Here is a 12363-nt window from a genome sequence, read left to right as displayed (position 1 = left end):
GCTTTTTGATGACTGTCAGTTGTCATGCGGGAGTCGGGGGAACACCTCCTCCAGCCGGTACACCGCATGCGCCTGCTGCTGACGCTGGCTGACCTCGACCATACGCGCCGCCACCTGAGCGCCACGGATCGGTCGATAGCGCTGCAGGCCCGGCAAGCGGGTGAGCGCCGGCAACAGATGGCGTGCCAGCGTCTCGCCCAGACGGAACTCGCTGCGCTCCCCCACCAGCAATGACGGCTGGAAGACACTGATACGCGCAAAGGGCAGCGCCTTGATGGCCACTTCCAGCTCGCCCTTCATCCTGAGATAGTCATTGCGGCTCGCGTGATTGGCGCCGCTGGAGGAGACCAGCAGGTAGTACGCCACTCCCCGGGCGGCCGCCAGCCGGGCGGCACTCAGTTGATGATCGATGTCGACACGCCGCTGCGCCTCGAGCGACCCCGCCTGCTTGAGCGTGGTGCCCAGGCACGAGAACAGCAGGTCAGCCTGGAAGCAATCGGCCCAGTCTTCCAGTCGCGCGAAGTCGACCACATGGTTCTCGACCTTGTCAGAGTCGCAAGGCGCCGCCCGGCGCGTCAGCGTGACGACTCGGGCGACGGCCTCGCACGCGATGAGTTCAGTCACCACCTCGCGCCCGACCACGCCGGTCGCCCCGATCACGATCGCGGTCTGGCCCATGCACCTATTCCTCCTACCATGGCCTTGCCCCCCATCAGTCTCCGCGCTCATTTGAGCAGCCAGGACAGCACCAGCAGCAACAACAGGATGCCGGCGACGCCCTGCCAGAAATTGGCCGGTTCACGTATCGCCTCCGAGGGCGTCAGCGCCTTGCCGGGGTCCTGCTGCGGCAGCCGCAGCGCGTAGAGCAGTTCAGACAGGCGGCGATAGCGCAGGGTACGTTGCGGGTCCAGGGCGCGCCTGAGGGCATCGTCCAGTATCTGTGGCACCTGGGGATTGCGCATGCGGGCTGGCTGATATTCCAGCAGTTCGAGGTCGGTATGGGTGCGCAGCTGTTCCATCGACTGGGCGTAGGGCTGCATGCCAGTCAGCAACCAGTAGATCACCGAAGCCAGGCCGTATTGATCGCTGCGCCGACTGACATCGGCGCCAAGGGCATATTCCGGCGCGCTGTGCTCGGTCAGGCCGACCTGACGCGCCAGCGGACCGGCGCTCTCATGGCCATCCCCCTCACGCAGATGGCAGGCGCCGAAATCGACCAGCACCACCTTGCCATGCCGGTCGATCATCACGTTGTCGGGGTGAATCAGCTGGTGCAGCACCTCACGACGATTGAGAGCATGCACGGCCTTGCCGAGCTGGCGCGCGATGTCGAGGCGCTGCTCGAGATTGGCCTGCGGGTGCATGCGCGCCCATTCGGTCAATGTCTGCGCCTCAAGGTGCTCGAGCAGGTAGTAGAGGTGATCACGCGGACGTGACGGCTCCACCACCTTGACCACGAAGGGCGAGCTGACACGGTCCACCACCCACTGCTGGAGCAGGAAGTGCTCCAGATAGGCGTTCTTGAGCGACAACTCCGGGCTGGGCGCCTTCATCACCATCACGCGTCGGCTCTTGAGGTCACGCACCTTGTAGACGCGTACCCGCGCGCTGCGTGACATGACTTCCAGCACTTCCAGACCATCGATGCGGTCGCCCGGCTCCAGCTCACGCGGTACCGGAAGGTCGCCATAGACGCGCCCCGGCGTATCGTCAGAGGCAGTCGCCAGGCGGTCAATGCGCACCAGCTGGAAGCAGAACTGATCGGCCGTGTAGCCGCGCTCATCGGCGCGGTCCGCCGCGGCATGGGCCAGGCGCTCACTGGCGGCGTCGAGATCCGAGACGTCATCACGGATCAGTGACACGAAATCGGAAGGCAGCAGAGTGCCGCGAACCGCCTGGGTGGTGAACAGGAAGATATCGCCCTGCTTGAGCGGCAGCTCGATGTAGTCGATGTCGAGGCTGACATCCATGCCCAGCGCCCGCGACGGATAACGATAGCCGCCGAGATCGGTGACATGATCACGCGAGATCTGCTCGAATTCGCCGCCACGCAGCCGGAAGACCACCGTGTCACCGGCATGGAACAGATGCGCCGACTGGCCCCGGAAGACGACCGCGGAAATCGAGGTCACGTAACTGCCGCCCCGCACGAAGCGACTCTGGCTGTAACACCAGCTGTTCAATGCCCGCAGCACGCGGGTCGCGGAATACTTGACGCTCCAGTTGTCAGGCGTGGCGAAGTAGTCGGCCAGAAAGCCACGCACGGCAAGGTCGCCGGCCTGCTTGGCAATCGCATTCTTGCTGGTGGTGTCGGCGATCAGCGCGCAGCCACCCTTGGCCGCCAGCGGGCCGCGCTCCAGCGGTATCTCCAGCGACATCGAGCTGCGATGACGCTTGCGGTCGGGAGCCACGAAGGCCTGACCGTAACTGAGTGAAAGCTCTGCATCCGCCAAGGCGGTCTCCTTGCGTCTCGATCCTGCCGTTACGTTTCATGCATGCGGTGGTGACGCAGCGTCAGCCCGACGCTAAAAGGCACAATCGCCGTCGCGCCGCGCTGGACGGCCCCAAGTGTTACCCGAGTCAGCCTGCAGTGCCACCACTCGTTGGTGCAACGCAAGGCGATCGAGCGTGGCATGATGGCAAAACGGTCTGCCAGTTCGTATAATTCAGCGGAATTTTGACCCGCAGGCCTTCAACCCGCAAACCCAAGGACTCGACAATGAGTTTCGACAAGATCCCCGCTGGCAAGGAATTGCCGAACGACGTCTACGTAGCGATCGAGATTCCGGCCAATCACGCGCCGATCAAGTACGAGATCGACAAGGACATCGATGCGCTCATGGTGGATCGTTTCATGGCCACCCCGATGTTCTACCCGGCCAACTACGGCTACATCCCGAACACCCTGGCCGACGATGGCGATGCCCTCGACGCGCTGGTCGTGACTCCGTATCCGGTCGCACCGGGCAGCGTCATCCGTGCGCGTCCGGTCGGCGTGCTCAACATGAGCGACGAAGCCGGTGAAGACGCCAAGCTGGTCTGCGTCCCGCACCAGAAGCTGACCTCCCTGTACGACGACGTCCAGGAAGTAACTGATCTGCCGGAACTGCTGCGTCAGCAGATCGCGCACTTCTTCGAGAACTACAAGGATCTCGAGAAAGGCAAGTGGGTCAAGATCGATTCCTGGGACGGTGCTGATGCAGCCCGTGCCGCGATCGAGAAGGCAGCCGCTGCCTACCAGAAGGACTGAGTCCTTTCGAAGTGATGCGCGATTCAGGCATCACGATGCAAAAAGCCCCCGTCATTGACGGGGGCTTTTTCGTTTCCAGCTCACGCCCGACACCGGTGAGGAGAACCGTCAGCCGGCATCGAACGTCACGGGATCAGCCCTTCTCGAGCAGGCTGCGCAGGTCACTGATCGCGGAGTTGGCACGCGCGACGTAGTTGGCCATCACCAGCGAATGGTTGGCGAAGAAGCCGAAGCCGGAGCCATTGAGGATGACCGGGCTGCCGATGTCGGTCTGGGTCGCTTCCAGCTCACGGATGATCTGATCGATGGAGGTCAGCGCGTTCTTGTCTTCCAGCACGCCCTGGAAGTCGTGACGCACCGCCTTGAGCAGATGGATCAGCGCCCAGGAGGTGCCGCGTGCCTGATAGAAGACGTCGTCGATCTCGAGCCACGGCGTCTTGATCTCTTCTTCCGTCTGGGTGCTCTTGGCCGAGGTGGCGCTCTTGTCGCCGGCCAGGCTCAGGTTGAGCTGCGACTTGCCGACACTGGCCGACAGGCGCTGGGACAGGGAACCGAGGCGATTCTCGACATCGGACAGCCAGGCCACCAGGTTGTCCGCACGCGCGTAGAACTGGCCGTTGTTCTGGGTGTCATCGCTCAGACGCTTCAGGTAGTCGCCCAGCTCACGGTTGGCGTCGGCATATTCGTGCTCGGCTTCCGGCAGCATCCAGGCATTGGCATCGATGAACAGCAGGGATTCGGCCTTGCCCAGTGCCTTGTCATCGCTGGACTGGGACTGCGAGCGGCTGAATTCCTTGCGCAGCTCACGCGTCATGTCACGTACCTGCACCAGCACGCCATATTCCCAGTTGGGCATGTTGTCGAGCACCAGCCCCGGCGGCGCCACATCATTCTTGAGATAACCACCCGGCTTGTGCAGCAGAGTATCGTTGAGTGTCATCAGGGTGGCGACGGTCGCGGTGCCTGTCGGCAGGGTCTCGAAAGCCGGTGCCGGCTCTTCACCCTCGACCTTGGCCACCGGCGCGGCCAGACCATGCACGCGAGCCAGTTCGGTGCGCGTGGCCTGATCGATGTTGAACTCGTCCGGTTCACTGCTCCAGTAGATACCAAGGCCAACACAGACCAGCAGGTAAATGACGAACAGCCCGATCAGTGGTTTCCAGATCCAGCCATACTGAGGCGTTTCCAGCACATCGCGATTGGCGCCGCGCTTGCTGCCTTTACCGAATAGGGCCATGCGTTCTTCCTTGTATGAAGCCTTGTAGAAAAAGCCGTGTGAGAGACGAGTCAGACCTGCCTGAACGGATATGAGTCGCGCCGATGCATCCAGCGCCGGTACTCATGACGTACGTCCTATCCTATCATGCGCCCCTGCACGTGCCAGCCGCACTCGGTGAAGTGCCGGTTCTGTAGCAAGGTGCGATGCGCTCCGGACTGTGGGCTGGGTCACGGGCCTGGTCGTGAACCGAGCCGAGGACCGAGCCGCGGTAAGAGCCGAGGGCCAGACTGCCACCCGCGCAGGCGGCTTCACCACTCGACCCCGATACGTCCTCACACGCCCTCACATGAGCGAGATGTCTGCTACATGGTGGCACATTCATCCGCGTGCAAGCCGTGCGCGGCGATGATGGGCCTGCTCTCGATCCAGCGCTCACCCCAGAGCAGGATGATGGCGGCGCGAGACTGCGGTGCCTTGAGGCCTGCAGGATGTTCTTTCGGCACTGTATAAGGATGCTTCCGTGCTTCGTTCGTTCTTGAAAGTCAGCATGGCGCTGCCAACGGGCCGCGCACGCCCCTCCGCGTTCTCACGCCTGCTGGGCCCTGCATTGCTGGCAACCCTGCTGGCAATCGCTCTGGTGATCGCGCAGGCAATGACGGCGCTGCCCGCCAATGCCGGTCTGTTCAGTTCAGGCTCAAGTTCAAACGCTGGCAGCGGCTCCAGCAGTGCGGCGTCCAGCCTGTTCGGCAGCGGCAATCAGGGCGATTTCCTGCCGGTCAATGAAGCCTTCAAGCCGCGTAGCTGGCGCGAGGGCGACACCCTGTATGTCGGCTTCACCAGTGCCGAAGGCTATTACCTCTACCGGCATCAGTTCAGCTTCGCGACCACCAGCGACCAGGTCGCTCTGGGCGACGCCGACCTTCCGCCGGGAGAGCTGAAGAACGATCCCTACATGGGCGAGGTGCATGTCTTCCACGATGCGCTGGTCATTCGTATCCCGCTCATGAGCGCCTCCGCTGGCAAGGCAGTGCGTGATGACACACCAGCCAGCGGCCCGATCCCGCTCTCCATCACTTTCCAGGGCTGCGCCGATGCCGGGCTCTGCTATCCGCCGGAGACCGTCACTCTGCAGGCCGGCGAGCAGAGTGCCCCTGCCCCCTTCACGCAGCTGATGCCAACCGCCAGCCAGTCGAGCGATACGACGGCGTCGACGGACAGTCGCACCACAACAGCCCCGATCAGCGGCACCGATGCCGGCTTCAGCGCATTGTTCGCGGATGCCAGCCTGCTGACGGCTCTGGGGCTGTTCTTCCTCGCCGGTCTCGGGCTGACCTTCACGCCCTGCGTGCTGCCGATGATTCCGATCCTGAGCTCGATCATCGTCGGTCAGCGCCCCAGCCGCCCGCGCGCCTTGCTGCTGTCGACGAGCTACGCCCTGGGCATGGCCCTGACCTACGCCGCGGCCGGCACCTTGATGGGCCTGTTCGGCGCGGGGCTCAACCTGCAGGCGCATCTACAGGCGCCTGCCGTGTTGATCCCCTTCGCTGCCTTGTTCGTTCTGTTCGCGCTGGCCATGTTCGGCGCCTTCACTCTACGCCTGCCCAGCGGCATGCACTCACGCCTCGACACGCTGCAAGGCCGCCTGATGAACGCCGGCCCCGGCGGGCTGGCACTGGCGGGCGCGTTATCGGTACTCGTGGTATCGCCCTGCGTCTCGGCACCTCTGGCCGGTGCACTGGTCTATCTTTCCGCCAGTGGCGATGCCATGACCGGCGGGCTGGCACTCTTCGCTTTGGGGCTGGGCATGGGCGTGCCGTTGATTCTGGTCGGCACCTTCGGTGCCAGCCTGCTGCCGCGCGCGGGCGCCTGGATGGAGGGCATCAAGCAGGCCTTCGGTATCCTGCTGCTGGGGGTGGCACTGTGGTTGATCGAGCGCTTGCTGCCGGCCTCTCTGGCGGTGCTGGGTTGGGCCATTCTGGCCATCGGCACCGGCGTGGCGCTGGGGGCGCTCAGCGCACAGACCCGAGGCTGGGCGCGTGCCCGTCAGGCACTGGGACTGGTCGCGCTGGGTTGGGGCATGATCAGCCTGCTGGGCGTGGCAGGCGGCGCAGGTGACCCGCTGCGCCCGCTGGCCCCCTTCACTGGCGGCACATCACCCGGACAGGCCACCGAGACGTCACTGGATTTCACCACCGTCAGCAACATGAGCGAGCTCGAGCGAGAACTGGCACTGGCCGCCAGCCGCGGCCAGCCGGTCTTCGTCGACTACTACGCTGACTGGTGCATCTCGTGCAAGGTGATGGAGCGCGAGGTCTTCCCCAAAGTCGCCAGCCAGTTGCGCCAGTTCCACCTGATTCGCGCCGACGTCACCAGTACTGCGGCCGCGACCCAGGCGCTGCTCAAGCAATACGGTCTGTTCGGCCCTCCTAGCCTGCTGTTCTTCGCCGATGAACGCGAGCTCAAGGAGGCGCGCATTCAGGGGGAGGTCAACGCCAGCCAGCTCGGCCAGCACCTGACATCGGTGCTGGATCAGCAGCGCGGCACGTCACAGCGCGCGAACTGAGCGGCGTGTCTGCCACACGCCCGGCGCGGGGCAGTTGCTGCCGAGACGCACGCGAGGACGAAGAATGCGGCAAAATCTTCGGTTCAGTGCCAAACTGGACAGCGTTCGAGAATTTCGGCAAAATCCGCGTCACTACGGCAACAGCCTACGCTCAATAGGTAAACGTCGTGGATAGTGACGGTATCTTTGCATTTTCTTCATGGGTTAACAGCTCAATGAGCCTGGTGCTCGAGCACGGCTGACACAAGGGACTTTCATGGCGCGCATCCTGGTACTCAACGGCCCCAATCTCAATCTGCTGGGGACCCGTGAACCCGAGGTGTATGGCACCACCACGCTGGAGGATATCCACCAGCATCTGGTCCAGCGCGCCAGCGCGGCCGGCCATCAGCTGGACTGGCTGCAGTCCAATGCCGAGCATGTACTGATCGAGCGAATCCACCTTGCCCGTGAAGATGGCACCGCCATCATCCTGATCAATCCGGCGGCCTTTACCCATACCAGCGTTGCGCTGCGCGATGCGCTACTCGGCATCGCACTCCCGTTCATCGAGCTGCACCTTTCCAACACCCATGCCCGCGAGCCGTTCCGCCACCATTCGTATCTTTCCGATGTGGCACGCGGCGTGATCATGGGCTTTGGCGCTCGAAGCTATGACATGGCGCTTGACGCCGCCCTGGACGATCTCGCGCAGTAAGGGCACGTCCAGAGAGGTGTTCACGCACCACCATCAGGCATCATCACCGCCTGACACCAGGATTCACCGGCCATCGCCATGGTCGGGACAGCCGTCGGGGCTGTCGCCCGTAGCCGCCGCCATCACGGCTGCACACCCCATTTCCAGCCACATTCACATCGGGATTAATTTCATGGATATCCGCAAGGTCAAGAAGCTGATCGAGCTGCTCGAAGAGTCCAACATCAGCGAAATCGAGATCCAGGAAGGCGAAGAGTCCGTTCGCATCAGCCGCCATCCGCAGGGCTTCGCCCAGCAGCCGATGATGCAGGCCCCGATGATGCAGCAGCCGATGCAGCAGGCCGCTCCGGCAGCCGCTGGCGCCGCTGACGCACCTGCCGCTCCGGCAGCACCGGCTGTACCGGCTGCACCGCAGGGTCACACCATCAACTCCCCGATGGTCGGCTCCTTCTACCGGTCTCCGGCACCCGGCTCCAAGGCCTTCATCGAAGTCGGCCAGAGCGTCAAGAAAGGTGATACCGTCTGCATCGTCGAGGCCATGAAGATGATGAACCAAATCGAAGCCGACAAGGATGGCGTCGTCGAAGCCATTCTGATCGAAGACGGCGAGCCGGTTGAATTCGACCAGCCCATGATCGTCATTTCCTGATCCCAACGGACACGTCACCATGCTCGACAAGGTACTGATTGCCAACCGCGGCGAGATCGCCCTTCGCATCCTTCGCGCCTGCAAGGAACTGGGCATCAAGACGGTAGCGGTGCACTCCAAGGCCGACCGCGACCTGATGCACGTCCGCCTGGCGGATGAAGCTGTGTGCATCGGCCCGGCCTCCTCTACCAAATCCTATCTCCACATCCCGGCGCTGATCGCAGCCGCCGAAGTGACGGACGCCGACGCCATCCACCCGGGCTACGGCTTCCTGTCGGAAAATGCCAACTTCGCCGAACAGGTCGAACGTTCAGGCTTCGCCTTCATCGGCCCGCGCGCTGACACCATCCGCATGATGGGTGACAAGGTCGCGGCCATCGAGGCGATGAAGCTGGCCGGCGTTCCGACCGTGCCGGGTTCCGACGGCCCGGTGCCGGAAGACGAAGACGAGATGCACGCCATCGCCGAGCGCATCGGCTATCCGGTGATCATCAAGGCTGCCGCTGGCGGCGGTGGTCGCGGCATGCGCGTGGTGCACTCCAAGGCCAGCCTGCTGTCCTCGGTGAGCATCACTCAAGGTGAAGCGGCCGCGGCCTTCGGCGACGGCACGGTGTACATGGAGAAATTCCTCCAGAACCCGCGCCACGTCGAAGTCCAGGTACTGGCCGATGGCCAGGGCAACGCCATCCATCTGTATGACCGCGACTGTTCCCTGCAGCGTCGTCACCAGAAGGTGCTGGAAGAAGCACCGGCGCCGCAGCTGGACGAAGAAGCGCGTGCCAAGGTACTCAAGGCGTGCACCGATGCCTGCATCGAGATCGGCTACCGTGGCGCCGGCACCTTCGAGTTCCTGTACGAGAACGGCGGCTTCTACTTCATCGAGATGAACACTCGTGTTCAGGTCGAGCACCCGGTGACCGAGATGGTCACTGGCATCGATATCGTCAAGGAACAGCTGCGCATCGCCTCCGGCCTGCCGCTGTCCGTGAAGCAGGAAGATATCGAGCTGCGCGGTCACGCCTTCGAGTGCCGCATCAATGCCGAGGATTCGCGCACCTTCATGCCGTCTCCGGGCAAGGTCGAGCTCTATCACGCGCCGGGCGGTCTGGGCGTGCGCATGGACTCGCACCTGTACTCCGGCTACACCGTTCCGCCGCACTACGACTCCCTGATCGGCAAGCTGATCACCTGGGGCGAAAGCCGCGAGATCGCACTGACGCGCATGCGCAATGCCCTCGACGAGCTGCTGGTGGAAGGTATCAAGACCAACACTGACCTGCAGAAGGATCTGGTGCGTGATGCCGGCTTCCAGGAAGGTGGCGTCAACATCCATTATCTGGAGAAGAAGCTGGGCCTGTAAGACGCCCCGCTTGAGATCGGTGACCTGGTTGCCGATGGACGCACGACAGAAGGGTGGCCTCGGCTGCCCTTCTGTCGTCTGTGCCCTCCTCCCCTTTCTTATCGCCCATCGACAGGAGTCACCATGTCCTGGCTGCAACTCAAGGCGCGTATCGCCCCCGACCACGCCGAGATTCTCGAGCATCTGCTGATGGAAGAGGGCGCCTGCGCCATCACGCTGCAGGATGCTGAAGACCAACCGCTGTTCGAGCCGGACCTCGGCAGCACGCCGCTGTGGAGCGAGACTGTCCTCACCGGCCTGTGGGATGGCACCGAAGGCATCGAGGCCATGCGCGAGCGGGTCAAGGCCGGCTGGGCGGCATTGATTCCCGATGAGCCCTGCCCGGAGATCGAGGTCGAGATCCTCGAGGACCGTGACTGGGCCCGTGAATGGATGGATGGCTTCGAGCCGCTCAAGATGGGCCAGCGCCTGTGGATCGTGCCCAGCTGGCACGATGCCCCGGAGCACGACGCCGTCAATCTGATGCTCGACCCCGGCCTGGCCTTCGGTACCGGCACCCATCCGACCACCGCCCTGTGCCTGGAATGGCTCGATGGTCTGGCCGTCGATGGCAAGCTCGCCCAGCACAGCGTGCTCGACTTCGGCTGTGGCTCCGGCATTCTCGCCATCGCCGCACTGAAGCTCGGCGCGGTGGATGCGTTGGGCACCGACATCGACCCGCAGGCCCTGCAGGCCTCGCGTGAGAACGCCCAGCGCAATGACGTCAGCGACCAGCTGACCCTGTGCTACCCGGACCGCCTGCCGGACGCGGGCTATCAGATCGTGGTCGCCAACATCCTGGCCGGCCCGCTGGTCGAACTGGCTCCGCAGATTGCTGCCAGTGTCGCCCCGGGCGGCCGGCTGGCGCTCTCCGGCATTCTCGCGCCCCAGGCGGGGGAGGTGCTCGACGCCTATCGTGAGGCTGGCCTGATCATGGAAGAGCCCACCGAGCGCGATGGCTGGGTACGCCTCAATGGTCAGCGTCCGCTGATGGGCTGAAGCTCGCTATAAGACACGCCATAAAACACGTATGAGCCACGCCGTGAGCGCCGCAGCCGCACAGGGAGAACGCATCCGCGATGCATTGTGGATGAAATAGCCCTTCAAACCCTGCGGTGCTCTAGGTATCATGACGCCCCCGCGAATCCGTTGGCACCAAGGTGAATCGCGCGCCTGACACCACACGCATGACACGAGCCCCATGACCGATACCCCGCTTCCCGCCGACCTGCCCCGCATCGGCGTACACCAGCTTCCCAATCGCGTGATTCTGGCCCCGATGGCCGGTGTCACCGATCGCCCGTTTCGACAGCAATGTCGTGAGCTGGGCGCCGGGCTGGTGGTATCGGAGATGGTGACCAGTGACAAGCGGCTGTGGAATACCGTCAAGTCCCGCACGCGCATGAACCATGCCGGCGAACCCGGCCCGCGTGCCGTGCAGATCGCCGGCGGTGACGCCGCCATGCTGGCCGAGGCCGCGGCGCTCAACGCCGAGATGGGTGCCGAGATCATCGACATCAACATGGGCTGCCCAGCCAAGAAGGTCTGTAACAAGGCCGCCGGCTCTGCCCTGATGCGCGACGAGAAGCTCGTCGGCGAGATTCTCGATGCCGTGGTGCGCGCCGTGGACGTGCCAGTCACGCTCAAGATGCGCACCGGCTGGTGCGAAGAGACACGCAACGCCATCACTATCGCGCGCATGGCCGAAAACGCCGGCATCCAGGCGTTGTCCGTGCATGGTCGCACTCGCCAGCAGAAATATACCGGTGAAGCCGAATACGACACCATCGCCGCCGTGAAGGCCGCAGTGTCGATTCCGGTCTTCGCCAATGGCGATATCGACAGCGGCGAGAAGGCGCGACATGTGCTTGACTATACGGGCGCCGACGCCGTGATGGTCGGCCGTGCGGCCCAGGGCAACCCCTGGATCTTCCGCGAGATCAATCACTATCTGGCCACCGGCCAGGTAGCCTGTGGCCCGAGCGATGCGGAACGCGCCCTAGTGATGCGCACCCACCTCGAGGCCCTGTACGAATTCTACGGTGACTACATGGGCGTGCGCATCGCGCGCAAGCATGTGGGCTGGTATCTGGCGACGCGCGAGGATGGCAGTGAGCTCAAGCGCCACTTCAATCCCCTCGAGGAGCCGGAAGAACAGCGCCAGTTCCTGACCCGCCTGTTCGGCGAGCCGGAAGGCGTCGCCCGCACAGAGACGCAAGGAAGTCACGCAGCATGACCAGCAGGCACCCTCTTTCACCCGACGACGCAAGTCAGGCCACCCTGATGACGCCCGTGCGGCACCATCAGACCCTGCGCGAGGCGGTCGAGCACTCCATGGCGCGCTACTTCGCCCACCTGGATGGTGAGCAGGTCACCGACCTGCATGCCATGGTGATGGCCGAGGTCGAGGCGCCGCTGCTGGAGGCGGTGATGGCCCACGCACAGGGCAACCAGACCCGCGCCGCCGACATGCTGGGCCTCAACCGAGGCACGTTGCGCAAGAAGCTCAAGCAGTTTGATCTGATCTGACCCCGCCGGGGCACCTTTACAGGTGCCCCGGCGTCTTTTTGTTGATCCACGAGTGGA

11 protein-coding genes are annotated in these 12363 nt (G+C 63.8%); 8 read left to right on the top strand and 3 right to left on the bottom strand.

Annotation, left to right across the window (positions count from 1 at the left end; all coding sequences use genetic code 11):
* Positions 1–15: 15 nt before the first annotated feature.
* Together AC5WNJ_RS03945 and AC5WNJ_RS03940 are read right to left on the bottom strand one after the other, a co-directional pair.
* Positions 16–678 carry an NAD-dependent epimerase/dehydratase family protein gene (locus AC5WNJ_RS03945; protein ID WP_495930437.1) on the bottom strand — a complete coding sequence of 221 codons (663 nt, stop codon included), beginning with the start codon at positions 676–678 and terminating at the stop codon, positions 16–18.
* 47 nt (positions 679–725) lie between these two features.
* Positions 726–2453, bottom strand: a complete 1728-nt coding sequence (locus AC5WNJ_RS03940) for a bifunctional protein-serine/threonine kinase/phosphatase (RefSeq protein ID WP_175088252.1) — start codon at positions 2451–2453, stop codon at positions 726–728.
* Between the two features lie 266 nt (positions 2454–2719).
* Here AC5WNJ_RS03940 and ppa point away from each other — a divergent pair, with 266 nt between their 5' ends.
* Complete coding sequence (ppa, locus tag AC5WNJ_RS03935) at positions 2720–3250, top strand: inorganic diphosphatase (RefSeq protein WP_043331979.1); 531 nt, start codon at positions 2720–2722, stop codon at positions 3248–3250.
* A 133-nt stretch (positions 3251–3383) separates the two neighbouring features.
* Here ppa and AC5WNJ_RS03930 read toward each other — a convergent pair whose 3' ends face one another.
* On the bottom strand, positions 3384–4487 hold the full coding sequence (locus AC5WNJ_RS03930) for a DUF2333 family protein (protein ID WP_495930436.1): 1104 nt from the start codon (positions 4485–4487) through the stop codon (positions 3384–3386).
* 529 nt (positions 4488–5016) lie between these two features.
* Between AC5WNJ_RS03930 and dsbD the strand changes: the two genes are divergently transcribed.
* The 7 genes from dsbD (at position 5017) to fis (ending at position 12306) form a co-directional block, all read left to right on the top strand.
* Positions 5017–7032, top strand: coding sequence for a protein-disulfide reductase DsbD (dsbD, locus tag AC5WNJ_RS03925; RefSeq protein WP_495930435.1), 2016 nt, complete (start codon positions 5017–5019; stop codon positions 7030–7032).
* 256 nt (positions 7033–7288) lie between these two features.
* Positions 7289–7729 (top strand): type II 3-dehydroquinate dehydratase, encoded by a 441-nt coding sequence (gene aroQ / locus AC5WNJ_RS03920; protein WP_495930434.1) that lies wholly within the window; start codon positions 7289–7291, stop codon positions 7727–7729.
* 172 nt (positions 7730–7901) lie between these two features.
* Positions 7902–8378, top strand: coding sequence for an acetyl-CoA carboxylase biotin carboxyl carrier protein (gene accB, locus AC5WNJ_RS03915; RefSeq protein WP_495931018.1), 477 nt, complete (start codon positions 7902–7904; stop codon positions 8376–8378).
* Positions 8379–8397: 19 nt separating this feature from the next.
* Positions 8398–9738 carry an acetyl-CoA carboxylase biotin carboxylase subunit gene (accC, locus tag AC5WNJ_RS03910; protein WP_176676371.1) on the top strand — a complete coding sequence of 447 codons (1341 nt, stop codon included), beginning with the start codon at positions 8398–8400 and terminating at the stop codon, positions 9736–9738.
* 123 nt (positions 9739–9861) lie between these two features.
* Positions 9862–10776: a 50S ribosomal protein L11 methyltransferase gene (gene prmA / locus AC5WNJ_RS03905; RefSeq protein WP_495930433.1), complete on the top strand. Its 915-nt coding sequence runs from the start codon at positions 9862–9864 to the stop codon at positions 10774–10776.
* A gap of 202 nt (positions 10777–10978) precedes the next feature.
* The gene (dusB, locus tag AC5WNJ_RS03900) at positions 10979–12013 is read left to right on the top strand and encodes a tRNA dihydrouridine synthase DusB (protein ID WP_495930432.1); all 1035 of its coding nucleotides are present in this window, start codon (positions 10979–10981) and stop codon (positions 12011–12013) included.
* Positions 12010–12306 (top strand): DNA-binding transcriptional regulator Fis, encoded by a 297-nt coding sequence (gene fis / locus AC5WNJ_RS03895; RefSeq protein WP_043331993.1) that lies wholly within the window; start codon positions 12010–12012, stop codon positions 12304–12306. Before dusB ends, fis begins: the two co-directional genes overlap by 4 nt.
* Positions 12307–12363 lie beyond the last annotated feature (57 nt).

It is taken from the genome of Cobetia sp. PDI-23MA, assembly GCF_059507735.1.
This window is presented reverse-complemented; position numbering and strand designations above follow the sequence as displayed.